Annotated in this window: 25 protein-coding genes; 10 read left to right on the top strand and 15 right to left on the bottom strand. The window is 63.6% G+C overall.

Going from position 1 to position 23,620, the window contains the following annotated elements; translation table 11 throughout:
• Nucleotides 1–27: 27 nt before the first annotated feature.
• The 5 genes from PQR32_RS25635 to PQR32_RS25615 form a co-directional block, all read right to left on the bottom strand.
• Nucleotides 28–771: an SDR family NAD(P)-dependent oxidoreductase gene (locus tag PQR32_RS25635; protein WP_408233348.1), complete on the bottom strand. Its 744-nt coding sequence runs from the start codon at nt 769–771 to the stop codon at nt 28–30.
• Between the two features lie 74 nt (nt 772–845).
• Complete coding sequence (locus PQR32_RS25630) at nt 846–1,970, bottom strand: amidase (protein WP_408233345.1); 1,125 nt, start codon at nt 1,968–1,970, stop codon at nt 846–848.
• Nucleotides 1,967–2,482 (bottom strand): nuclear transport factor 2 family protein, encoded by a 516-nt coding sequence (locus PQR32_RS25625; RefSeq protein WP_408233342.1) that lies wholly within the window; start codon nt 2,480–2,482, stop codon nt 1,967–1,969. Before PQR32_RS25625 ends, PQR32_RS25630 begins: the two co-directional genes overlap by 4 nt.
• 10 nt (nt 2,483–2,492) lie before the next feature.
• Nucleotides 2,493–2,870, bottom strand: a complete 378-nt coding sequence (locus PQR32_RS25620; RefSeq protein ID WP_106284362.1) for a hypothetical protein — start codon at nt 2,868–2,870, stop codon at nt 2,493–2,495.
• A gap of 57 nt (nt 2,871–2,927) precedes the next feature.
• On the bottom strand, nt 2,928–4,100 hold the full coding sequence (locus tag PQR32_RS25615) for an acyl-CoA dehydrogenase family protein (RefSeq protein ID WP_408233334.1): 1,173 nt from the start codon (nt 4,098–4,100) through the stop codon (nt 2,928–2,930).
• Between the two features lie 238 nt (nt 4,101–4,338).
• Between PQR32_RS25615 and PQR32_RS25610 the strand changes: the two genes are divergently transcribed.
• A complete protein-coding gene (locus tag PQR32_RS25610) occupies nt 4,339–5,835 on the top strand; it encodes a PAS domain-containing sensor histidine kinase (RefSeq protein ID WP_408233331.1) in 1,497 nt (498 codons plus the stop codon).
• 7 nt (nt 5,836–5,842) lie between these two features.
• Here PQR32_RS25610 and PQR32_RS25605 read toward each other — a convergent pair whose 3' ends face one another.
• Genes PQR32_RS25605 through PQR32_RS25590 form a run of 4 tightly spaced genes read right to left on the bottom strand, consistent with a single transcriptional unit; the run spans nt 5,843 to nt 9,400 of the window.
• Nucleotides 5,843–7,159 (bottom strand): MFS transporter, encoded by a 1,317-nt coding sequence (locus tag PQR32_RS25605; protein WP_408233328.1) that lies wholly within the window; start codon nt 7,157–7,159, stop codon nt 5,843–5,845.
• Between the two features lie 43 nt (nt 7,160–7,202).
• Nucleotides 7,203–7,586 carry a tautomerase family protein gene (locus PQR32_RS25600; RefSeq protein ID WP_408233325.1) on the bottom strand — a complete coding sequence of 128 codons (384 nt, stop codon included), beginning with the start codon at nt 7,584–7,586 and terminating at the stop codon, nt 7,203–7,205.
• Between the two features lie 33 nt (nt 7,587–7,619).
• Complete coding sequence (locus tag PQR32_RS25595) at nt 7,620–8,120, bottom strand: aromatic-ring-hydroxylating dioxygenase subunit beta (RefSeq protein ID WP_408233322.1); 501 nt, start codon at nt 8,118–8,120, stop codon at nt 7,620–7,622.
• Entirely contained in the window at nt 8,117–9,400 is a 1,284-nt protein-coding gene (locus PQR32_RS25590; RefSeq protein ID WP_408233319.1) for an aromatic ring-hydroxylating oxygenase subunit alpha, read from the bottom strand. The genes PQR32_RS25595 and PQR32_RS25590 overlap by 4 nt, the downstream gene beginning before the upstream one ends.
• A gap of 105 nt (nt 9,401–9,505) precedes the next feature.
• Here PQR32_RS25590 and PQR32_RS25585 point away from each other — a divergent pair, with 105 nt between their 5' ends.
• Nucleotides 9,506–10,426, top strand: coding sequence for a LysR family transcriptional regulator (locus PQR32_RS25585; protein ID WP_408233316.1), 921 nt, complete (start codon nt 9,506–9,508; stop codon nt 10,424–10,426).
• Between the two features lie 13 nt (nt 10,427–10,439).
• On the opposite strand, the gene PQR32_RS25580 is transcribed toward PQR32_RS25585, so the two are convergent.
• Nucleotides 10,440–11,327, bottom strand: coding sequence for a LysR family transcriptional regulator (locus PQR32_RS25580; RefSeq protein WP_408233313.1), 888 nt, complete (start codon nt 11,325–11,327; stop codon nt 10,440–10,442).
• Between the two features lie 104 nt (nt 11,328–11,431).
• On the opposite strand from PQR32_RS25580, the gene PQR32_RS25575 reads away from it, so the two are divergent.
• The 3 genes from PQR32_RS25575 to catC all read left to right on the top strand — a co-directional run bounded on the left by PQR32_RS25575 (nt 11,432) and on the right by catC (nt 13,984).
• Nucleotides 11,432–12,589 (top strand): muconate/chloromuconate family cycloisomerase, encoded by a 1,158-nt coding sequence (locus PQR32_RS25575; protein WP_408233310.1) that lies wholly within the window; start codon nt 11,432–11,434, stop codon nt 12,587–12,589.
• A 55-nt stretch (nt 12,590–12,644) separates the two neighbouring features.
• The gene (catA, locus tag PQR32_RS25570; RefSeq protein ID WP_408233307.1) at nt 12,645–13,553 is read left to right on the top strand and encodes a catechol 1,2-dioxygenase; all 909 of its coding nucleotides are present in this window, start codon (nt 12,645–12,647) and stop codon (nt 13,551–13,553) included.
• 140 nt (nt 13,554–13,693) lie between these two features.
• A complete protein-coding gene (gene catC / locus PQR32_RS25565; protein ID WP_408233304.1) occupies nt 13,694–13,984 on the top strand; it encodes a muconolactone Delta-isomerase in 291 nt (96 codons plus the stop codon).
• A gap of 49 nt (nt 13,985–14,033) precedes the next feature.
• On the opposite strand, the gene PQR32_RS25560 is transcribed toward catC, so the two are convergent.
• Both PQR32_RS25560 and PQR32_RS25555 read right to left on the bottom strand, forming a co-directional pair.
• Entirely contained in the window at nt 14,034–15,011 is a 978-nt protein-coding gene (locus tag PQR32_RS25560; protein WP_408233301.1) for a PDR/VanB family oxidoreductase, read from the bottom strand.
• A gap of 163 nt (nt 15,012–15,174) precedes the next feature.
• Nucleotides 15,175–16,059 carry a LysR family transcriptional regulator gene (locus PQR32_RS25555; protein WP_408233298.1) on the bottom strand — a complete coding sequence of 295 codons (885 nt, stop codon included), beginning with the start codon at nt 16,057–16,059 and terminating at the stop codon, nt 15,175–15,177.
• Nucleotides 16,060–16,208: 149 nt separating this feature from the next.
• Here PQR32_RS25555 and PQR32_RS25550 point away from each other — a divergent pair, with 149 nt between their 5' ends.
• Nucleotides 16,209–16,958, top strand: a complete 750-nt coding sequence (locus tag PQR32_RS25550) for a sulfite exporter TauE/SafE family protein (protein ID WP_408233295.1) — start codon at nt 16,209–16,211, stop codon at nt 16,956–16,958.
• Between the two features lie 197 nt (nt 16,959–17,155).
• Here the strand turns inward: PQR32_RS25550 and cynS are convergent, their stop codons facing one another.
• Nucleotides 17,156–17,626, bottom strand: a complete 471-nt coding sequence (gene cynS / locus PQR32_RS25545; RefSeq protein ID WP_408233292.1) for a cyanase — start codon at nt 17,624–17,626, stop codon at nt 17,156–17,158.
• A 27-nt stretch (nt 17,627–17,653) separates the two neighbouring features.
• The gene (locus tag PQR32_RS25540) at nt 17,654–18,313 is read right to left on the bottom strand and encodes a carbonic anhydrase (protein WP_408233289.1); all 660 of its coding nucleotides are present in this window, start codon (nt 18,311–18,313) and stop codon (nt 17,654–17,656) included.
• Between the two features lie 123 nt (nt 18,314–18,436).
• Between PQR32_RS25540 and cynR the strand changes: the two genes are divergently transcribed.
• Both cynR and PQR32_RS25530 read left to right on the top strand, forming a co-directional pair.
• Nucleotides 18,437–19,351: a transcriptional regulator CynR gene (gene cynR, locus PQR32_RS25535; protein WP_408233286.1), complete on the top strand. Its 915-nt coding sequence runs from the start codon at nt 18,437–18,439 to the stop codon at nt 19,349–19,351.
• Nucleotides 19,352–19,661: 310 nt separating this feature from the next.
• Nucleotides 19,662–20,408, top strand: coding sequence for a glucose 1-dehydrogenase (locus PQR32_RS25530; protein WP_408233283.1), 747 nt, complete (start codon nt 19,662–19,664; stop codon nt 20,406–20,408).
• 143 nt (nt 20,409–20,551) lie between these two features.
• Here PQR32_RS25530 and PQR32_RS25525 read toward each other — a convergent pair whose 3' ends face one another.
• Nucleotides 20,552–21,442 (bottom strand): LysR substrate-binding domain-containing protein, encoded by an 891-nt coding sequence (locus PQR32_RS25525; RefSeq protein ID WP_408233280.1) that lies wholly within the window; start codon nt 21,440–21,442, stop codon nt 20,552–20,554.
• 118 nt (nt 21,443–21,560) lie between these two features.
• Between PQR32_RS25525 and PQR32_RS25520 the strand changes: the two genes are divergently transcribed.
• Nucleotides 21,561–22,793, top strand: coding sequence for a 2-aminoethylphosphonate--pyruvate transaminase (locus tag PQR32_RS25520; protein WP_408233277.1), 1,233 nt, complete (start codon nt 21,561–21,563; stop codon nt 22,791–22,793).
• Between the two features lie 12 nt (nt 22,794–22,805).
• Entirely contained in the window at nt 22,806–23,609 is an 804-nt protein-coding gene (phnX, locus tag PQR32_RS25515; RefSeq protein ID WP_408233274.1) for a phosphonoacetaldehyde hydrolase, read from the top strand.
• Nucleotides 23,610–23,620: the final 11 nt, after the last annotated feature.

The raw sequence follows: 23,620 nt of genomic DNA, 5'->3' as shown, positions 1-23,620 counted from the left end.
CCGCCGTGATGCGCAGGCGCATCAGCATCAGCGCATGAACAGCCCGCCGTTCACATCCCAGCACGCGCCGTTGGCGAAGTAGGCGTTTTCCGCGGCAAGCATCACGGCCACATCGGCGACATAATCCGCTGAGCCCAGACGTCCCGCCGGAATGTTCGCGATCACTGCCTTCAGTTTGTCGGGCGCCACGCTTTCATGCACGATCGGCAGATCCATCGGTCCAGGCGAAATGGCGTTGACGGTCACGCCCGCCGCGCCGAGATCGCGCGCGAAAACCTTGGTGAGCGTGATCACCCCGCCTTTCGCGGCCGCATAATGCGCGCCGGTTGCCGAGCCACCGTTCTGTCCCGCCAGCGATGCGATATTGACGATGCGGCCCGCGCCCGCGTCGGCGAAATGCTGGCCGAACACCTGGCAGCCGAACAGCACGCTGCGCAAGTTCACGTTGATGACCTGATCGAATTGCTCGGCGGTAATGTCCATCACGGACACGACTTTCGACGCGCCCGCGTTATTGACCAACGCGTCGACGCGGCCCCAGCGTTGAAGAATCGCGTCGCGCGCCGTAGTGAAAGCGGCCTTCGCGGTGACATCGAGATTCAGCGCGAAAGCCGTGGAACCGTCGGCGCTCAGATCGCGCGCGAGAGCTTCCGCGGCATCGAACGCGATGTCGCCGATGGCGACCGCGTAACCCGCCGCATGAAAGCGCGTGGCGATCGCGGCGCCCAGACCGCGCGCGGCGCCGGTGACAAGAACGACTCTTTTCTGCATTGCATCCACTCCACTTCGCTCCAGTTCGATAAAACGGCCGCTATTCGAGCGGCCTGAGGCACGGCTCAAGGGAATCAAGCGGCGAGGGCGGCTTCGAAACGCGCCGCGATCGCGCACACCTGCTCATCCTGACCCTTGTGTCCGACGATCTGCAAACCCGCCTTGAGCGGCGAGCCGTCGATCGGCAGCGGCAAACTCAGCGCGGGATGCCCGCTCAGATTGAACGGCCGGATCAGCGACGACATTGCGATCACCGACGTGCCGCCGCGCGCTTCGTCGAGAGTAATCGGCAGGGCGGGCAGCGTGGGAAGAATCAGCACGTCGACGTTGTCGAGCGCGTGATCGACTGCCGCGGTGAAGTCGCGGCGCACCTGTTCGGCCGCGTCGAGTTGCGCGATGGTGGTGTTGGCCGCGGCGCGCAGGCGCGCGTCGAGATCCGCGCCGAGCCTGCCGCTTGCCACCAGGTGACCGAACGCGCGCGAAGTCTCGGCATTGATGACGGCGAGGCCCGCGTCGAAGGCGGCGGCGAGGCCGGCGAGCGGCAACGTGTGCGCGGCGCACCCGGCTTTATCGGCCGCGCGTGTCACGGCTTCGAGGATCTCGGCCGTGGCCTCGGCCTGCACGATGCCGACCTTGCACACGCCTGGCCAGGCGTGTGCGGTGTTCCCATCGAAGTGAGCGGTGATGGCTTGCATCGCGGCAACGAGCATACGCATGTCACGTGCAAACGGCCCGACACAATCGAGCGTGGACTCTCGCGGCGCCACGCCGAGCCGCGACACGCGCCCGAAGGTGGGCTTCAAACCGATCACGCCGCAACATGCGGCGGGGCCGCGAATCGAGCCGCCGGTGTCGGTGCCGAGCGCGGCGTCGGCGAGTTTCAGTCCGACTGCCGCCGCCGATCCACTCGACGATCCGCCCGGAATGCGCGCAGCGTCTTGCGGATTCTGCGGCGTGCCGGTGTAGTCGTTGATGCCGGTCATGCCGAACGCCAGCTCATGCATGTTCGCCTTGCCGACGATGTGCCAGCCGGCCGCGAGCAATCGTTCGACGACTTCCGCATGCTTTTGCGCGGGCGGCGTATCGGCCAACGCGCGGCTCGCAGCGGTCGTGGCGTAACCGGCGATATCGATCGTGTCCTTGATCGCGATGCTCGGACCGGTGCCGCCTAACGACAGCGTCTGGATAAACTCGTTCATGGGTGCGGTTTCCTTGCATTGACTTGCCACGGTGCATCGAACAGGCGCTCCGTGCGAAAGTGCGTGATGAGCCAGTCGCGGCCGGTGCCGGCAGGCGCGAAATCCACTTCCAGGCGCGCCGAAATCAGTTCGGCTTTAGTGTCGACATAGCCCGAGGTCTGCAGCATGATCCAACGGCCTTTCGCCCTCGCGCCTTGCACGTCGATGGATTCCGACGTGAGGAAGTGCACGTTCACCGAGAAATGCGGCGAGGGCGGCAGGTAGCGCGTGAGCATCGCGAGAATTTCAGTGTGGCCCGTCAGGCGGCCGAACTTGTTCGCGTACTGTGGTCCGATGCCTTCCCAGATCGCGTCTGCGGCGAACAGTGCCGCGAGCGTCTCGTCTTCGAGCGCGCCGGACGGTACGTCGCACAGCGCCATATAGCGCGCCATCGTGCGGCGCACGGCTGATTCGGCTTCGAGCGCGGCGAGGCGTTCGGTCAATATGGCAAGCGTATCCTGGTTCGCGTTCATTGCGGCACGCTCAAGCGGCGTTGGCATGTTGCGGCGGCACTTGCAGCGCACGCCCGACACGCGCTTCGATCTTGCCGTAGCGCCACAGGTTGTATTCGCCCACCGGCGTGGTGCGATACAGGTTGCACACCGCCACGGTGGTGTCGAAATCGCGCACGTCGGCCATGATATAGAAGGTCCAGGGCGAGTTGTCGGCATGGCCTACCGTGAGGCGGTCGTCGTCCATGATGCCGAGCACCTTGACCCCTTCCATCGACTCGATCGCGGCCAGCATCTTGCCGTACGCCTGCCAGACTTCGCCGATTTGCTCGCGCGGCAAGTCGAAGAAATTCTGCGTGACGCCGCAGCAGAACAGAACACGCAATGGCAGCGTTGACGTATCGGACATGAGGTATTGCTCCTTTGCAATCTTGGTTGTGCGGATAGTGATCAATCAGAAAATGGCTTACAGGTAGCCCGGAATCGGTGGCACGCCCACGAATACCGCGCCGGCGCCGTCGTAGTTGCCTTCACCGAGAAACGCGTGCTGGGTCACGACCATCGAGTCGCGCATCAGCCGCTGCAACGGATGCGAGCGATAAATCGCCATCGTGCCGCCGAGCCGGTAAGCGCGCTGCACGACATCGGCGCCTTCGCGGGCGATCTGCGTCGCCGAGAGACGCAGCAGGCTCACCTGATCCGCAGTGACGGGATTGCCGGCGAGAATCGATTGCCAGACCTGGTGGGTGGTGTCGTAGAAGAATGCGCGGGCCGAGCGCAATTGCGCTTCGGCTTTCGCGAGTTCGATGCGGTAGTATGCGCGGTCGGCGAGTTGCGGCGCGCCGGTTGTGGTCTTGCGACCGCCGGCCATGTGGTTCGCGACGTCGAGCGCGGCGCGCGCGAGGCCGAGGTTGACCACGGCGAGCACTTGCGCCGCGTAGGCGATAGTCGGGTAGCGATACAGCGGTTCATCCACGCAGGGTTCGCCGCCGCGCACGAAGGTCCAATCGTCGGCGACGAACTGGTCGGAGATGCGCAGATCGTGGCTGCCGGTGCCCTGCATGCCGACCACATCCCAGTTCTCGACGATCTCCACCTGATGCGGACGGAACACGGCCGTGCGCGGTTTGCCGCCGGCACCGGGGGCGCCCACACCGATCCCCACGCCGAGCCAATCCGCGCCCTTGCAGCCGCTCGCGAATTTCCACGTGCCGTTCACACGCCAGCCGCCTTCAGCGGGCTGCGCCGGTTGCACCGGGAAGAGGCCGCCCGCGAACACCTGATCGGGGCCGTCGGCGTAAATCTCCGCCTGGGTCTGCAACGGCAGCGCCGCCAGGTAGACATTGGCCGAGCCGAAGCTCGCGACCCACGCCGCCGAGCCATCCGCCACCGCGATGCGCTCGATCATGTCGAGAAACGCGGCGGGCGCGAGCGCGTCGCCGCCAAAACGCCGCGGCGTGGCAGCGCGATAGACGCCCGCGCGTTTGAGCTTGGCGATCACGTCGCGCGGCACATGCGAAAGGCGGTCGAATTCGTCGCGGCGCGCGGCGATCTCGGCGATCACTTCGTCGAGCGTCAGACGGGCGGCGCTCGACGTGATCGAATGGTCGGCAGCGACGGCGGTGGCGGTGTCGGACATGATGGGGTTTCTCCTTGATTCGTTATTGGCTCGAACTCGCGGCACGTTGGGCTCGAAATGACGCGTCGTGCAGGTTCAGACCAGTCTAGAAATGCAAAAAGAACGCTTCAATTGGGACGCGGGGTGCTTGTTTAGGTAACGCTCCGGGGTCATCTAAAGAAATCTTCAGACGTGCAACACACGCACTGGTGTTATGTTTCTGCCCATACGTGATCGAACCTGTGTGCCGTACTGCCCGATGAATTTCCCCGCCGAAGAAGATTTCCACCGCCTGCTCGACGCGCTCACGCTGTGCGTGCTGTTGCACGACGCCGAGACCAAGGCGATCGTGTGGGCCAATCGCGCGGCCTGCGAGGCGCTCGGTTTTACGCTCGCCGAATTGCTGCCGCTCAAGGCGAAGGACATGACGCGTCCGGTGCCGAAGTACCGTCGCGAGATCGGCGTCGGCGCGATGGACCGTTCGATCGCCGAAGGCCCGCAGGTGTACGAATGGTGTTACCGCTCGCGCACTGGTGCCGACATGTTGTCCGAGGCGATCGCCACTTACGTGCCGCTGCGCGAGCGCGCGGTGGTGATGGTGCAGTTCCGCGATATCAGCGCCGAAGACACGCTCAAGCAAACGCTGCGCCGCTACGAATCGCGGCTGCGCGAATTCATGCAGGATCTCGGCGAAGGCGTCGCGGTGCTGACGCCCACGGGCGAAGTGGAGTTCGTCAGCGAATCCGGCCGGCGCGTGCTCGATCTGGAAGAGGGTGCGCCGATGGGGGACGTGCTCGACTATTGCAGCGAGCCGGACCGCAAGCGTCTGCTGGAACAGCTCGCGAACGCGCCGCGGATTCAACCGTCGGCGCCGCAGCGTTACCGCATCACGCGCCGCGACGGTACGCCGGGTTGGTTGCGCATTACGTGCCGGCGTATCGAGATCGAAAACGACCTGAATGGCCGGCTGCTGCACTTTCGTGACGTGACGGACGAAGTCGCCGTCGAAGAAGCGCGGCGCACCGAAGCGCGCCTGCTCGAATATGCGGGACGCTACAACGCGATGGGGGAAATGGCGACGGCGATCGCCCATGAACTGAGCCAGCCGCTTGCCGCCGTGCGCAACTTTATCGAAGGCGCGATCCGGCGGCTCGCCCAACCCGCTTCGATCGACGACGTCGTGTGGGGCCTGCGCAGCGCCGATCGTCAAGCGGAACATGCGGCATTGATCATCAAGAGCGTGCGCGATTACATCGTCAAGCGCGAGCCGAGCGAGACGCATGCGGATCTGCGCGAGGTGCTCGCGGACGTGGCGTACTTCATCGAATTGCGCGCGCGCGAGGCCGGCGTGATGCTCACGATCGAGCAGGCGACTGAGCCGCTGCCTGTTTATGTCGAGCGTGTGTTGATCGGGCAGGTGGTGTTGAATCTGGCCTTCAATGCGATCGAAGCGCTTGGAGAAGGGACAAGCGAAGGCGCGACCCTGGAGCGCCGTGAGCTTCGCCTCGTCACGCATTTGCGTGGCAAACACGCTATCACGCAGGTGATCGACAATGGCCCAGGCGTTCCCACCGATGCACACGGCCGTCTCTTCGACGGCTTCTCCTCGTCGAAAGCGGGCGGCAATGGCATCGGACTCTCGCTGTGCAAGAACATCGTCACGCGCCACGGCGGCGAGATCTGGGCGAAACCGGCGCAGCACGGCGGGCTCGAATGCAGCTTCTCGCTGCCGCTCGTCGCCGCGCCGGCCGGCTGATCGCCGCTCAATCATGCGTCGTGACGGTGTTGCGGGGAATCGTCACGAGCGTGAGCGCGGTGATCACGCCGAAGCCGATCAACATCAGCGCGACCGGCCACGGGGCGCGCACTTTCGCATACAACGCGGTGGCGACGAGCGGCGCGAGTCCGCCGGAAAAGACCGAAGCGATTTCGTGACCGAGCGCCATGCCCGAGTAACGCACTTCCGTGGGGAACAGTTCGCCCATCAGCGCGGGTTGCGTGCCGATCATCGCCGCGTGGCAGAACGGCAGGCCGAGCACGAGCGACAGGAATACGAGCATCGGCTGATGCGTGTCGATCAGCCAGAACGCGGGAAACGCGATCACCACCAACCCTAGCGCGCCGATCATATACACCGGCCGCCGCCCGATCACATCCGACAGACGCCCCCACAGCACGATCGTCACGAGTTCGAGCAGCATGGCGACCATCACGCCGCCGAGCATCACCGACACGGGCACGCCGATCGTCTTGCCGTACACCAGCACGAACGAAAGAAAGATATACGTCCCGCCGTTTTCAGCAACGCGCAGCCCCATTGCCTGCAAGACCTGCTTCGGATGATTGCGCAGCACCGTCAGCACCGGCATGTGTTTCGGTTTGGCGGCCGTGAAGTCGCGGCTCTCCGGCAAGCGCCGGCGAATGTACACGCCGACGCCAAAGATCAGCACGCTGGCGAGAAACGGCACGCGCCAGCCCCAGGACATGAAGCTTTCGAGCGGCAAGCGCTGCACCAGATAGAACGCGGCCGCCGACAACACGAAGCCACCCGCCACGCCCAACTGACTGAACGCCGCATAGTAGCCGCGACGATTAGCCGGCGCACTCTCGCTGATCAGCAGCACACCACCGCCCCATTCGCCGCCCGATGCGATGCCTTGCACGACTCGCAGACACACGAGCGCGGCAGGTGCGAGAAAGCCGACTTGCGAGAATGTGGGCAACAGGCCGATGCCGAAGGTCGCCACGCCCATCATCATCAGCGTGATGACGAGTGCGCGTTTGCGGCCATGCCGGTCGCCGATATGGCCGAATACGATGCCGCCCAGCGGCCGCGCCAGAAAACCGATCGCAAAGCCCGCGAACGCGGCGAGCGTGCCGAGCAGCGGGTCGCCATGCAGCGGGAAGAACAACGGTCCGAAGATCAGCGCGGCGGCGGTGCCGTACAGAAAAAAGTCGTACCACTCGAGCGCATTGCCAAGCACGGAGGCGACGATGATCCGCCGCAAGGTTTGCGAGGTGGCTGGCGCCGCGGATGCAGGAGGCGCTCCGGCCGTGGGAGAAAACGTGTCGTTTTGCATCGTCGTGCCCGCTGGTTCGCGTTAATTGGTAAGGGGAAAGGCGCTAGCGCCCGAGTGATTTCGCGGTTTGCCCGCCGATGCCGAAATCGGTATTCGGAATGTCCTTGATCATCACGCGAGCGGTGGCAAGCGGCGTGTCGAGTAACTCCGCGCTGGTTTGGCTGAGCGCGGCGATCAGGGCTTCCTTTTGCGCGGGCGTGCGGCCTGCGATCAGGATCGCCACGATGGTGAGCAGCGGCGCTCGAGTGTTCGCATTGCTCACGCCGCCCAGACCGAAATCGTGCGGCGGCAATTCACTCAGCAGAATCCGCACCGATTCGGCAGGCGCGCCGATCGCTGCCACGGTGGCCTGCGTAAGGCCTGCAATCAACTGCGCTTTGCGTGCCGGCCAGTGGCCTTCGGGTACATAGACTTCCAGTGTGGGCATCGTATCGTGTCGCTGCGCGGGCGGTTTTATGGATCAGAGTAGAAAGCCGATCGCGCTCAACGCTTCGGTCGAGTCGATCAGGCGGATCACCTTCTGCACGATGCGCGGCGCGCCGCTCGCGAAACTGATGCGATGCGTGAGGTCCGCCGCGAACAGCGTCGACTTGCCGCGTTTATAGGCGACGATGATTTGCGCCGAATTCACCGTGACTTCATCGCTCGCGTCGCTCGTCAGCGTGAAACGCGAAACCGTGCGCACCGTGCGGGCGGCGTCGCTCGCCGATGCCGAATAGCCGGACGTCATGCGTTGCACGCGTTTTTCGCGCATGTCCTGATCGTCGTACGCGTAGTTCAGCGTGGCGGCGAAGTCGGTGGTGTCGTGATCGATCGGCACCACGTAGAAGCCAGTCGGGTCCCACAACGTGAGCCATTCGCGATAGTCTTTGCGGTCCAGCAATTCGGCTTCGCGCCAGATGAGTTCGATCGCGCCGGCGAATGTCTTCTGCGAAAACAGCGTGTTTCTGTCGTCCATCATGCTTGCTCCATCATCGTGCGCCATTGCGCGTACGCTTCGCGCATGCCGGTTTCGTCGGTGGCGTGGGCGGTTTTTTCGCCGTTCGGCGCGGTGCTCTCGCGGTTCAGGCCGCGGTTCACGAGAATCGGCAGATCGGGTCCGGCCTGCGAGCCGCGCTGCACGCGCTCCCACGCTTCGGCGTCGTCCGGGCTGCCGAAGCCGAACGGGCCCTGAAAGTGTTCGTGAATGCGCAGGCGCACGCGGTTCGCCTCCTCGGGTCCGCCGTCCATCGCAAGCGCGACGTGGCGGATCTCGGTCTCATTTGCCGAAATGGGCCGCAGCACGCGGAAAAACGCCATCGACAGCGCGAGGTTCGGAAACAGATTCAGGTTGAAGCCGACGCCCATCAGCGAGCGCACGATGCGGCGCACTTCTTCGGGCGTGTGGTCCTTCGCGAGCGAGGCGGCGAGTTCTTCGAAGCGCTCCGGAATCGGCGCGCCGTCGTCCTTGTCGAGATCGACGATTTCCGGCACCAGTACGGCGAGGCTATGGCCGTTGCCGAGCGAGCGGCAGAAGGCTTCGCCGCTGGTCATGAAGCTCGTGATCGCGGCGGCGGTTTCGTCGTCGATCGATTTCATCCAGGACTTGTGGACCACCGGGAAGTGATACAGGTCAGTGGTGTTCTCGAGCTGGATCTTCCAGTTGCCGTTGAAGCGGAAGCGATGCTCGCCGTTAGCCTTGATCGGATAGCCCGCGCCTTGCTTCATGAACAGATCGATCCACGGCCTGGCGCCGCCGAGGAAATCCTCCAACGGCTCGATCTCCTGATTGAAGCTCGCGAAGATCAGGCCTTGATAGATACCCACGCGCAGACTGGCGAGCGGCAGTTCGGTCTTGTCGACCACGCCTTCATAGCCGTCGCCGTAGGGCAGTGCGCGCAAGGCGCCGTCGAGGCCATAGGTCCAGCTGTGATACGGGCACGTGAAGCCTTTCGCGTTGCCTTTGTGCTGTTCGCAAACGGTCGCGCCGCGATGACGGCAGCGGTTCTGCAGGACGTTGACCGCGCCGCTCTTGTCGCGCACCACGATCACCGGCTGACGGCCGATCGTGGTGGTGCGGAAGTCGCCCGGATTCGGCAGTTCGCTTTCGTGCGCGACCCAGATCCATGTCTTGTAGAAAATGCGCTCGAGTTCCGCTTCGAAGACGGCCGGGTCGTAATACAGCGACGGGGCCACGCGATCGGACTGCGCGCGCTGATACAACGCGCTCGTGTCGACGGTCTGATAGGAGGATTCGCTCATGGCTCTTGTAGGTGGGGTGGTCGATGAAGCGAAGTTTCGTCGACTCGTTGATATGCGTCAAATTGATCTAAAATGAAATGTAAGATCAACCGCATGGATATCTCGATGAATTCGCTGGACCACGTCGATCTCAATTTGCTGCGCGTCTTTCAGGCGATCGTCGAAGAGCGCAGCCTCACTCGCGCGGGCGAGCGGCTCGCGCTGTCGCAGCCCGCCATCAGCTATTCGCTGGGGCGTTTGCGCACGCTATTCGACGATCCGCTGTTCATCCGCACGCGCGCCGGCATGCAACCCACGCCGATTGCGCTGGAACTGTCGACTATCGTGTCCCGCGCGCTCGACACCGTGCGCGAAGCGTTGCGTTACGCGGAGCATTTCGATCCGGCGGTGAGCACGCGCACGTTCCGCCTTTCGCTCTCGGATGCGGGCGAATTGGCCTACTTGCCGCCGATTTGCGAGGCTTTGCATCAGCAGGCGCCGCGTGTGAGGCTGCGCATCGAGCCGTTGCCGGTCGAGGAAATGGAAGACGCATTGCGCGCGAGCCGGCTCGATTTCGCCATCGGCAATCTACCCACGCTGACCGCGCGCACGCGGCATCAGGCACTGTTCGAAGAGACGTACGTGTGCATGACGAGGAAGCGACGCGGCTTGCCGCGCACGAAGGAGCTGAGTCTGAAGGCGTTTCTGGATGCTTCGCACGTGCAGATCACGTCGGTCGAGCACAGCCACCACGCGCTCGACGACGAATTCCGCACGCAAGGCGTCGGGCGTCATATCGCGCTGGAATTGCCGCATTTCGTGGCGTTGCCAAGCGTGCTAGCCGTCACTGATCTGTTTGCCACGCTGCCGCGGCGGCTCGCGCACATCTTCAATCGCGACGGCGGTTTTCAGATCTACGAGTTGCCCGTGACGCTGCCGATCGCGGCGGTCACGATGCACTGGCACGAGCATTTCGATCAGGACGAGGGCAACGTGTGGCTGCGCAACCTGATGGCGGATATCGTGCGGCGCTTCGACGAGAAGTAACTGCGAGGCCGCGTCAGGCCCGTTTGAACAGGTCTCGTGCGATCGAACACAGTAACGTCGTGGTCGGCGATTCGTCCTGCAGACGCCGGCTCATGATGATCGGCGATGCGATATTGGCCGCCGGAATGGGCCGATACACCACGCCGTGCGCGCGCAGACCTTCCACGCTTTCCGGCACCAGACACACGCCAACCTGCGCCGCCACCAGACCCAAAGCGGTTTGCAATTCCCGCACTTCGTGGATCGCCTTCGGCTCCAACGCATGATCGTGCATGGCCGACAACTGCTGGTCGGCATAGCTCGGCCGCGGCGTGCTCGGGTAGACGATCAGGGTTTCCTGCGCAAGGGCCGCCAGCGTCAGTGGCTTCTTTTGTCGCGCGAGTGGATGATCTTGCGGCAGTGCGGCAATCATTCTTTCTTCCAGAAGGACTTCGCGTGCGAGCTGCGCGTCGTCGAAACGCAGGCGGCCGAAGCCCACGTCGATACGGCCGCCTTTGAGCGCAGCGAGTTGCTCGATCGTGAACATTTCGATCAGCGACAGTTCGATATGCGGCGCGGCCTCGCGAAACGCGCGGATCACGGCGGGCAACGCGCCGTATAGCGTCGACGGCACGAAGCCGATCACGACGCGCTCGGCCAGTTGCGCCAGGCGCCGCGTGAGCGGCGCGAGTTCGTCCGCTTCGTCGACGAGGCGCTTGGCCTGCGTATAGAAAATCCGGCCGGCTTCGGTCAGGCGCAGCGGCCGCGAGCCGCGCTCGAACAGCGCCAGGCCGACGCTTTCCTCGATCTGCTGGATCTGACGGCTGAGCGGCGGCTGCGTCATGTGCAGGCGATGGGCGGCCCGCGTGATGTTCATTTCTTCCGCGACCGCGATGAAGTAGCGGAGTTGGCGAAGTTCCATGCATACCCCTACGGTATGGAAGTAGTCGGAATCGGTGTTGGACTGCTTCGCGAGTTGTTTTTACTATTGGGGCTCCCGGTTCAGGCAGTTCAGGAGGGCAACGAATGATAGCAACACCCGTGAAGATCGAGAGCGTGGAGACGATTCTCGTCGACGTACCGACGATCCGTCCGCACCGCCTCTCGGTCGCAACGATGAATTGCCAGACGCTGGTGCTGGTGCGCATCCGTTGCGGCGACGGGTTGGTCGGCGTGGGCGAGGGCACTACGATCGGCGGCCTCGCTTACGGCGAGGAAAGCCCGGAAAGTATCAAGGTCAACATCGACACCTATTTCGCGCCGTTGCTCAAAGGGTTGGACGCGACGCGTCCGGGCGTCGCGATGGCGAAACTGCGCGAACTGTTTCAGGGCAACCGCTTTGCGAAATCCGCGCTGGAAACGGCGTTGTTCGATGCGCAGGCGCAGCGTCTCGGCGTGCCGCTGTCGGAACTGTTCGGCGGCCGTGTGCGCGATTCCGTGGACGTGGCGTGGACGCTCGCGAGCGGCGACACCAGGCGCGATATCGAGGAAGCCGAGCAGGTGTACGAGACGAAGCGCCATCGCGTGTTCAAGCTGAAGATCGGCACGCGCGCCGTGGCCGACGACGTGGCGCATGTCGTCGCGATCCGGAAAGCGTTGGAAGGACGCGGCGAAGTGCGCGTCGACGTGAACCAGGCATGGAGTGAATCGGACGCGATCTGGGCCGCGCGGCGTTTTGCCGATGCGGGCGTGACGCTGATCGAGCAACCCATCGCCGCGGAGAACCGCGCGGGTCTCAGGCGTCTGACCGACCTCGCGCTGGTGCCGATCATGGCCGACGAAGCGCTTCACGGTCCGGCCGATGCGTTCGCCGTTGCCAGCGCGCGCGCCGCCGATGTCTTTGCCGTGAAGATCGCGCAATCGGGCGGCCTCGTGGGCGCCGCGCACGTGGCGGCCATCGCGTCGGCCGCGAATATCGACCTGTATGGCGGCACGATGCTCGAAGGCGCGGTCGGCACGATCGCCTCGGCGCAGCTCTTCAGCACCTTCGGCGAGTTGAAGTGGGGCACGGAACTGTTCGGCCCCTTGCTGCTGACCGAAGAGATTCTCACCGAACCGCTGCGCTACGAGAATTTCGCGCTGCATCTGCCTCAAGGTCCGGGTCTTGGCATCACGCTCGACTGGGACAAGATCGACCGCCTGCGGCGCGATACGCGCAAAGGCGCCAGCGTCACGACCAACTGAACCACTGAAGGCTCATCCGTTAGCCATCCAGAACATCAAACGAAGGAGATATCCCATGAACAAGCAAGCAATCGACGCGCTGCTCAATAAAATCAACGACAGCGCCACCAGCGAAGGCAATCCGCGCACCAAGCAGATCGTCAACCGGATCGTGCAGGACCTGTTCTATACGATCGAAGACCTCGACGTGCAACCCGCCGAATTCTGGACCGCGCTGAACTATCTCGGTGACGCCGGCAAGAGCGGCGAACTCGGTCTGCTGGCCGCGGGTCTGGGTTTCGAACATTTTCTCGACCTGCGTCTGGATGAAGCGGAGGCGAAGGCCGGCATCGAAGGCGGCACGCCGCGCACGATCGAAGGTCCGTTGTATGTGGCCGGCGCGCCGCTCTCCGACGGGCATGCGCGTCTCGACGACGGCACCGATCCGGGCCAGACGCTGATCATGCGCGGCCGCGTGCTCGGCGAAGATGGCAAGCCGCTCGCTCACGCGCTCGTCGAAGTGTGGCACGCGAACCATCTCGGCAACTACTCGTACTTCGACAAATCGCAGCCGGCCTTCAATCTGCGCCGCTCGATCCGTACCGATGCCGAAGGCAAGTACAGTTTCCGCAGCGTCGTGCCGGTCGGCTATAGCGTGCCGCCGCAAGGGCAGACGCAACTGTTGCTCGATCAACTCGGCCGTCATGGACATCGTCCGGCGCATATTCACTTCTTCGTTTCCGCGCCGGGTTTCCGCAAGCTGACCACGCAGATCAACATCGACGGCGATCCGTATCTGTGGGACGACTTCGCCTTCGCCACGCGCGACGGTCTCGTGCCGGCGGTCAAACAGGCTGAAGGCGCCGAAGGCAAACCGTATGGCGTGGACGGCCATTTTGCGCTGATCGATTTCGACTTCACGCTGTTCAAGGAGCGCGACAATCTGCCGGACGCAGAAGTAGAGCGTCTGCGCGCTGAAGCCTGATGCTGCTTTCGCAGGGCTGAAGCCGGGTGCTTGAGAGAAAACGCCCGCACGTATCGCACGAATCTGTCGGCCCTGGTTGCGCGGCGCGATTGGCCGGGCCGCCAGGGCTTTTTTGTTACCGATCAGAGAGGAGAGCAAGCATGCTGTTTCACGTTGAGATGACCGTCCGCCTGCCGGCCGATATGGATGCCGAACGCGCCGCGCGCCTCAAGGCCGATGAGAAGGCGATCTCGCAAAGGTTGCAACAGGAGGGCGTGTGGCGGCATCTGTGGCGCATCGCCGGCCGCTACGCGAATATCAGCGTGTTCGACGTGGAGAGCCCCGCGCATCTGCACGACGTGCTGAGCCAGTTGCCGCTGTTTCCGTATATGGATGTCGAAGTGCGCGCGCTGTGCCGGCATGCGTCGTCGATTCGCGACGACGACCGGTAAGACGAGGCGTTTGTGAAAGGTGCTGCGAATGCAGCACCTCGTTCGGGCTTTAAAGATCCAACACCAGCACCGGCGACGCGGCGCGTGAAATGCAACAGCAGATCACCTTGCCGCTCGCTCGTTCCGCTTTGCTCAGGCAATGGTCACGATGCTCGGGCGTGCCGCTCACCACGTCGACCATGCACGTGCCGCACACACCTTCGCCGCACGACGTATCCACTTCGATGCCGATCGACGCCAGCGCCGCGACGATGGTCGTGTCCTTGTCCACGCGCACGGTCGCGCCGCTGCTCGCGATCTGCACGTCGAAGGTATCGAGCGTGGCCGATCCGGCGCTCGTGGTTGAAGCCGGTTCAGCGGCAAAGCGTTCGAGATGAATCGCTTCAGACGCGACACGCGTTTCGCCGATCGTCACCACACGTTCCATGAAAGGCGCCGGCCCGCAGGTATAGACGTGCGTGCCTTCGCGTGCATTCACAAGGCAGTTGCCGAGCACCGAATCGAGTCGCTCGCGCGCGACGCCGAAGTGGAGCTTCACATAATCACTAAACGGCGCGCGTGAGAGCAGCGGCAAAAACGCCGCGTGCTCCGCGCTGCGCGCGAAATAGTGCAACACGAAGCGCTGTTGCTGCTTGAGCAGACGGTACGCCATGCTCAGGAGCGGCGTCACTCCGATGCCCGCGGCAATCAGAACATGTTCTTCGGCGCCCGGCGCGAGCTGGAACAGATTGCGTGGCGCGCCAATGGTCAATTCGCTGCCGACGGTGACGTCCTCATGCAGCGAACGCGAGCCACCGCGTGACGTGTCTTCGCGCTTCACGGCGAACAGATGCGCGTCCCGCTGATCCGGGTCGCCGCACAACGAATATTGCCGCGTGACGCCGGATGGTCCTGTGACGTCGATGTGCGCGCCGGGTTCGTAGTGGTCGAACGGTTGCCCGTCCAGACGCGACACGCTGAACGAGCGCACGCCATGCGCTTCGTCGCGGACGCTATCGACGCGCACGTTGAAGGTGGTTCTTTCCATGATCTTGCCGGCAAAAAAGGAGCGGACGGCGCATGCAGCGAGCGGCATGCGGTTGTGCGTCAAGGATAAGAAACCGCGCTAAATCAGGCAAATCGATTAAAAATGACAGGTTAAATAAGTCAGGCTGATATTGCTCCGGAGCTGGAGGGCCGCGCTCACAGCCTCAAATCCCCGCCAGATGCCGTACCAGCGCCTTTTCCGGCCGCGGCATCGCGTTCAGATCGCGCGTGCAGATCAGCAACTGGCGCGCGGCCCAGCTATCGGTCAGCTCGATCGTGCGGATGCCGGGCGTGCCGCGATAGCGCTTCGCGGCCGTGGCCGGCACGATTCCGACGCCGGCGCCTTGTTCGACCATGCAGCAGATGGCGTCGAACGTCCGCACGTGGGTGCGGAAGCTGAGCGGCTGGCCGGCCAGCAGCGAGCGCTCGCCGAGATAGGCCTGCAACGCGCTGTCCGCGCTTAGTCCGATGAATTCCCTATCCGTCACTTCCGCCAACGTCGTGCGGCGGCGGGTGGCGAGCGCGTCGTCGCGGCTCGTGATCAGCACCAGTTTGTCGACGGCGAAGGGGAAGGTCTGCAACGCTCCGTGTTCGACCGCGTCGGAAATGATGCCGATTTCAGCCGCTCCGGTCAGCACCGCCTTGACCGTTTCGCTGCTTTGACGTTCCTTCAGGTCGATCTGCACGTTCGGATGATCGCGCAGAAAGAGGCCGATCGCGGAGGGCAGGAACTCGGTGATGGCCGCCGTGTTGGTCCACAGCCGTATGCAGGCTTTGCGGCCTTCCTGATGCTCGCCCAGTTCGCCCTGCATTCTTTCGATTTGCCCGAGCACGAGCCGCGCGTGATGCGCGAGCGTGTCGCCGGTCGGCGTGGATTCGACGCCGCGTCGCCCGCGTTCGAGCAGCGGCATGCCCAGCGCGTCCTCCATGCCGCGCAGCCGCGCGCTCGCCGACGGCAGCGACATGTTCGCGCGCGCGGCGCCGTGGGTGATGCTGCCGGTTTCGAGGATGTACAGAAAAAGGCGAAGGTCGATGAGGTCGAAGCGCATGGGGAACGGATTGTCGTGCGGTTGCCGGTAAGGTTCAGCCTGTCGTCACAGGCTTAGCCCTAGCCTAAGTCAGAGTAAGTATCTTACGCATTGTGGCCGGCCCTGCGGCGATTGAAAATTGCCGACATCACTTCAATAACAACATTCCGATGATCTCTTCGTTTGCAATGCGTGCGGGCGTGGTCGCCGCGACTTTCGTGGTCGCCGGCTTCGTCAAGGGGGTGACCGGCATGGGACTGCCGACCGTCGCCATGGGTGTGCTCGGCACGCTGATGCTGCCGGCGCAGGCTGCCGCGATGCTGTTGTTGCCGTCGTTCGTGACGAACGTCTGGCAACTGTTCGCGGGGCCGAGCGTGCGGGCGCTCGTCAGACGCTTGTGGCCGATGATGCTGGGCATCGTCGCCGGAACGGTCGCGGCCGCGTCGTTCATTGCGGGCGGGGGCGGCGTGTGGGCCGTGGTCGGCCTCGGCGCCGCGTTGACGCTCTACGCCGTGGCTGGTTTGCTGGCATGGCGCTTCTCGGTGCCGGCGCGGCACGAGCGCTGGTTGTCGCCGGCGATCGGCGCGGTGACGGGCGTGGTCACCGGCGGCACTGGCGTGTTCGTCGTGCCGGCAGTACCGTATCTGCAAGGGCTGGCGTTGAAGAAAGAGGATCTGGTGCAGGCGCTCGGTTTGTCGTTCACGGTGTCGACCATCGCGTTGGCAATCGGACTCGCCAGAGAGCACGCGTTTGCCGCCGGCGATCTGGGCGAATCGCTCGTCGCCGTGGTCCCGGCGCTGCTCGGCATGTGGATCGGACAGCACGTGCGCGGACGTATCAGCGCGCAGACCTTCAGGCGCTGGTTCTTTATCTGCCTGCTCGGACTGGGCATTCAATTGATGGCGCGCGCATTCGTTTAATCAAACAATGGTGAAAGCGAATGTGAAAGGAGCGATGTTGTGTGGCCCACTATTCTGGATACGCTCGGTGCGCTGGCGGTACTGGCCAGCGTGGCCGTGCAGATTGTGTTGATGCGTAAGTGCTGAATTCATTGCGCCGTAAGCCGTGTCAGCGCCATTGATGGAGCCGTTCTCACCAGAACGGCTCCGCTGTCGCGTCAGAACGGTTTGGTCGGCAGATACTTGCCGTCCAGCGTGATGACGGCACGCTGACCGCCTTCCGGATCGTCGACCTTCTTGATGTCGAGCTTGAAGTTGATCGCGCTGATGATACCGTCGCCGAACTTCTCGTGAACGAGTGCCTTCAGCGTCGAACCGTAGATCTGCACCATTTCGTAGAACCGGTAGATGGTCGGATCGGTCGGCACGCCGCCCGGAATGCTGCCGCGTAGCGGGATGGTTTGCAGCAGGCGCACCGCGTCTTCGCCGAGTTCGAGTTTGTCGGCTACGACCTTTGCGGCGTTTGCCGGCAGCGGATGCTGGCCGAGCAAGGCGGCGGTGACGAATGCAAGACTCAGACCCGTGCCTTCGTTGATCTGCTCGAACGTCAGATTCTTGCGAACCTTTGCGTCGATGATCGCGTCGGTCAGGGCTTCACGCGGGGCCTGGCTGTATTGGGATTGCGTCATGATGAATTTCCTCGGGGGTAAGTAAAGTCAGGCCGCGACGTCGAGTCGAGCCGGGGTGGCACACGCATGCGGATGTTCCGCGAGAGAAACGAAGCGGTTCGTCGAACCGTCGAGCGTATCGATCGAGCCGGTTTGGATGTCGTACACCCAGCCGTGCAGCGCCAGATGTCCCTGTTCGAGGGCGAGCCGCACGGAAGGATGGGTCTTGATGTTCGCGAGTTGCGCGATCACGTTTTCGCGGACCATCGAGTCGACCCGGTCGCGCTCGCTCTTGTGCTCGCGCGCCTCGTTGACGACTTTCGCGGAGTCCGCGTAATGCAGCCAGTTGCGCACGGCGGGCATATGGTCCATGCATTTGCAGGTCGCGATGGCCGTCATCGCGCCGCAGTCGGAATGACCGCAGATTACTACATCGGTGACGCCGAGCGCGGCGACTGCGTACTCGACCGTGGCGGTCACGCCGCCCGGCTCCGGACCGTACGACGGCACGATGTTGCCCGCGTTGCGGATCACGAACAGATCGCCGGGCTCGCGCTGCGTGACGAGTTCCGGCACCAGCCGGCTGTCTGAGCACGAAATGAACAGGGTACTCGGATGCTGGCTCGTGGCCAGCTTCCTGAACAGCTCGGAGCGCTGCGGGAAGGCGTCGCGCTGAAACTTCAGGAAGCCGTCGATGATGTCTTGCATGTTTCGCTCCATCGGGTTGCTGGTTGGGAATCGATGGATGAAGAATGCGCCGATCAAACTATAGCGTCCAAGACTGGTTTATTATTCTCTCGATAGGAAAGACCAATAGTTCGAGAGGACATCATGCTGCTCAGGCACATCCGATATTTCCTTGCAGTCGCCGAGCACCGCAATTTCACGCGCGCGGCCGAGGCGCTGCACGTGTCGCAGCCCACACTGTCACAACAGATCAAGCAACTGGAAGATACCTTGCGGGTGCAATTGCTCGACCGGTCCGGTCGCACGATCCAGTTGACCGATGTCGGCACGGCCTATGTGCGCTACGCTCAGCGCGCGCTGCAGGACCTGGAGGCGGGCAAGCGGGCGATTCACGACGTACAGGAGTTGAGCCGAGGTTCGCTGCGTCTCGCGATGACGCCGACGTTCACCGCCTACCTGATCGGCCCGCTTCTGGAGAAGTACAACCGCCGTTATCCGAACATCACGCTCAACATCCTCGAAATGCCGCAGGACCGGATGGAAGCGTTGCTGAACGAAGATGCGCTCGACGTCGGCATCGCGTTCGACGAGACGCATACACCCGACATCGAGACACAGACGCTATTCGTCGAAGCACTGGCGATGGTGGTCGGCAAGTCGCACCCGTATGCGAAGCGTCGTTCCGCGTTGAAGCTGGGCCAATTCGAAAACGAAGCGCTCGTTCTGCTCAATGAGGAGTTTGCGACGCGTCAGTACATCGATCGATATTGCAGACAGCACGGCATTTCGCCGCGCATCGCGATGGAGGTGAACTCGATTGGCGCGGTCGTCCAGATCGTGCGCCGCAGTGCGCTCGCCACGCTGCTGCCGGCCGCGATCGCGCGCGAGCATAGCGATCTGTTTCTCGTGCAGTTGGAGCCGGCTCTGCCACAGCGTACGGCTGCGCTGCTATTGCGGAAGGGCGCGTATCGGAACGCGGCAACGCGGGCGTTCATCGAACTCGCGCTCGAAGAGCGTGCGGCTGATACGGGCGGCCGGCGTACAAAGACTGTTTTATAAAAACGCCGACGCTGTGAACCGCCTACACTGACAAAGGGAGAGCGCTGGTCGGTCTTATGTGCGCGCTTACTCGTGATCCTCCCATTCGCGCTGGCGGGTGACGCCGCCACGCGCATCAAGCCTTCGAGCTATCCGCGTCACCTGTCTTCCGATTGTTCGGCTCAACCGACGTATCTATTCGCCTTCAGCCGCTTTATCCACACGGCCGAGGTGCCTACATTGTCACCAGTGTCAGCGCCAGTGCATTTCCAGCGCAACCCGCGAATCTTCGCGACAGCGTCGGCGCCAATCCCATTTAAAGGAATCGATCATGAGCAAGCTCACAGGTAAAGTTGCAGTCGTAACGGGTGCATCGAAAGGTATCGGCGCGGCGATCGCCAAGGCATTGGCCGCGCAAGGCGCTTCAGTGGTGGTGAACTACTCGTCGAGCAAGGCGGGCGCGGACAGCGTGGTCGATGCGATTACCGCTGCCGGTGGCAAGGCCGTGGCCGTTGCAGGCGACGTGTCCAAAGCGGCGGACGCGCAAGGCATCATCGATACGGCTGTGGAAACGTATGGCCGTCTCGACATTCTCGTCAACAACTCGGGCGTGTATGAATTCTCGCCAATCGAAGAGATCACCGAAGAACATTTCCATAAGCACTTCAACGTGAACGTGCTGGGTCTGCTATTGACCACGCAGGCTGCCGTCAAGCATCTCGGCGAAGGCGGCAGCATCGTCAATATCAGTTCGGTGGTGAGCCGCATCACGCCGCCGGGCAGCGCGGTCTATACCGCCACCAAGGGCGCCGTCGATGGCATTACGGGCGTGCTGGCACGTGAACTCGGCCCGCGCAAGATCCGCGTCAATTCCGTGAACCCGGGCATGGTTGCAACCGAAGGCACGCACGCCGGCGGCATCCTGGGTTCCGACTTCGAAACGTGGGCCGTCAGCACGACGCCGCTCGGCCGTATCGGCCAGCCTGACGATATCGCCGATGTCGTCGCCTTCCTCGCCTCCGACGACGCACGCTGGCTGACCGGTGAAAGCCTGATCGCAAGCGGTGGATCGCGTTAAGCGGTTCGGCGTGAAGCGATGACGCGTGGCCGCAAAGCGGCACGCCTTGTTGCGATGCGAAGAAGAAAAGCCGCCCGCAGGCATCGCCTGCCGGGCGGTTTGTCGTTTCATTCAGCGGGCGCAGCGTGAGCTGGCTTATCGTTTCACGCCGCCGGCGCAGATGTGGCCGTAGCCGGTTTCCCTAACTCCACCGCGAACAACGCGTCCAGCAGATTCGATCCCGGCCGCTCGGCGAGCCGCGTCAGCGATTCGATCATCCGCACCTGACAGTCCTGTAGCGGAATCATTCTGATCCGCCGCGATTCGTTGAATTCGGCGCGCGCGATCACACCCACGCCCATGCCTTGCGCGACTGCTTCCTCGAGCGCCTCGCGGCCGTCCACGTACATCACCGGTTCCACCTGCAGCGATTCGCGCACCAATTCGATCTCCAGCAACTGCTGCGTGACGGATTGCGACTCGCGGAAAATCATCGGCTGCTGCACCAGTTCGGCGTAGCTCAGCTTGCGTTTCTTCGCCACCGGATAGCTCGCCGGCACCATCGCGACCAAAGGATCGCGTCGCAACACCCGCGCCTCCAGCCGGCTGTGCACTTGCGGCGCGGCGGTAATGGCCGCGTCGACGGCACTCGAGAGCACGCGCTGCATGCAGTCCGCGGCGTTGGCGATGGACAGCGTCACGACGATGCCCGGATGGAGCTTGCGAAATGCGCTGATCAGCGCGACCGCCAGATCGGGCGCGTCCGCGGCCAGCGACAGCGAGCCGGATTCGAGCCCGCCCGCCGATTCGAGCAGTTGCCGCGCGTCGCGCTCGCAACTGATCATCTGCCGCGTCACGCTGAAAAGGCGCAGACCCAGTTCGGTGGTCTCGACGCCGCGCGGTCCGCGTTCGAACAGTTTGACGCCGTAATCCTGCTCCAGCCGCCGCACGTGATCCGACACGGCCGGCTGCGTGAGCGAGAGCGCCTGCGCCGCTTTGGAGAACCCGCCATGTTCCGCGACCGCATGAAACGCCCGCAATTGCGCGTATTGCACGTGTGCCTCGCTAGGCTATAAGTTATTGCGATATCAGTATCGATTATATCGATTTTACCGATGTCGCGCGTTTCTGTAGTGTGTGAGTCACCGAAACAGCGATATCGGAGATTCCGACATGGACAGCGTGATCGACCGTTCCCCAGCCGTGAGCGCCGCAGGACCCGCCGCAGTCACCTGCGCGCCGCCCGCCAAGGGCGAGCCGTACTTGTTGACGCCGGGGCCGCTTACCACGGCGTTCTCCACCAAAGAAGCGATGCTGCGCGACTGGGGGTCGTGGGACGGCGATTTCCGCGCGATGACTGCGCTGCTGCGCAGCAGCCTGCTGGAGATCGCCGGTGACACGGCGGGCGACTACGACTGCGTGCCGCTGCAAGGTAGCGGCAGCTATTGCGTCGAAGCGATGCTCGGCAGCCTGATTCCGCGCGACGGTCACGCCCTCGTGCTGGCCAACGGCGCGTACGGCAAGCGCATCGCGACCACGCTCGGCTATCTCGGCCGCGCCTGCACGGTACTCGACAAGGGTGATTACCTGCCGCCGCGCGGAGCGGAAGTGGAACGCATGCTGGACGCCGATCCGCGCATCACGCACGTGGTCGCCGTGCATTGCGAAACCAGTTCGGGGATTCTCAACCCTATCGAGGAAATCGCTGCCGCCACCGCAAAGAAGGGCCGCAAGCTGCTGATCGATTCGATGAGCGCCTTCGGCGCGGTGCCGCTCGACGTGCGCGAGATTGCCTGCGAGGCCTTCGTGTCGTCGGCGAATAAATGCATCGAGGGCGTGCCTGGTTTTGGGTTCGTGATCGCGCGCAAGAGCGCGTTGCAGCAGGCGAAGGGCCGCAGTCACTCGCTCTCGCTCGACGTCTACGACCAGTGGGACGTGATGAACCGCACCGGCCAGTGGCGTTTCACGCCGCCCACGCACACCGTGGCCGCGTTTATCGAGGCACTGCGTCTGCACAAGCTCGAAGGCGGACAGGCCGGGCGTCTCGCGCGGTATGCGAACAATCGCGACGTGCTGGTGGCCGGCATGCACGAACTCGGCTTCGAGCCGCTGCTGAACGCACGCTGGCGCTCGCCGATCATCGTGACGTTTTTCGCGCCGGCGCATCCGTCGTTCAGGTTCGAGCGTTTCTATGAATTGATGAAGCAGCAGGGCTTCATCATCTATCCGGGCAAATTGACGGTGGTGGACAGCTTCCGTATCGGCTGCATCGGCCAGGTGGATGAGCATGTCATGCGCCGCGTCGTGGCGGCGTGCGGCAACGCGCTGCGGACGATGGGCGTCGACCACGCCGCCCCGCCGGCGGCTGCGATCGAAGAACGCAAGAGATTGGCCGACGCGGCCTGAGGATCGAAGTCAATGAAACACGTAAAAGCAGTGATTTTCGATTGGGCCGGCACGGTGGTCGATTACGGTTCGCTGGCGCCAATGGGCGCCTTCGTCGAGACATTCGAGCAGTTCGGCGTGGCGATCACGATCGACGAAGCGCGCGGCCCGATGGGCATGGCCAAGCGCCCGCATATCGCGGCGCTGATGGCGTTGCCGCGCGTCGCGCAAGCCTGGGCCGACAAGTACGGGCACGCGCCGGGCGAAGCGGATATCGACGCCGTGTACGACGTATTCGTGCCGAAGAACATCGCGGTGGCGGCGAGCTACAGTTCGGTGATCCCCGGCGTGGCCGACGTGGCGAGCGCACTGCGCGGCGACGACATCCGGATCGGCACGACCACCGGCTACACGCGCGAAATCATGGCGGAGATCGTGCCGGGCGCGGCGGCGCAGGGTTTCTCGCCGGACAGCATCGTGTGCACCGGCGATACGCCGGAAGGGCGGCCGTCGCCGTACATGATCTACAAGACGTTGCCGGAACTGGGCGTCTGGCGCGCGAAGGATGCGATCAAGGTCGACGACACCGAGGTCGGCATCGAAGAGGGCATCAACGGCGGCACGTGGGCGGTCGGAGTCGCGGTGAGCGGCAACGCTTTCGGCATGGCCGAAGACGACGTCAAGGCGTTGGCGCCCGATGAGTTCGCATGGCGTCGCAAGGCGGCGATCGAGAAGCTGCAGGCAGCGGGCGCGCATTATGTGATCGACAGCGTAGCGGATCTGATGCCAGTGGTGTATGACATCGAGGCGCGCCTGGCGCGAGGCGAGCGGCCTTGATTAGGTGAGGG

This window comes from Paraburkholderia dipogonis (assembly GCF_046027395.1).
Classification (GTDB): Bacteria; Pseudomonadota; Gammaproteobacteria; order Burkholderiales; family Burkholderiaceae; genus Paraburkholderia; species Paraburkholderia dipogonis_A.
The sequence above is the reverse complement of the archived record's forward strand: the minus strand, read 5'-3'. Positions and strand labels throughout refer to the sequence as shown.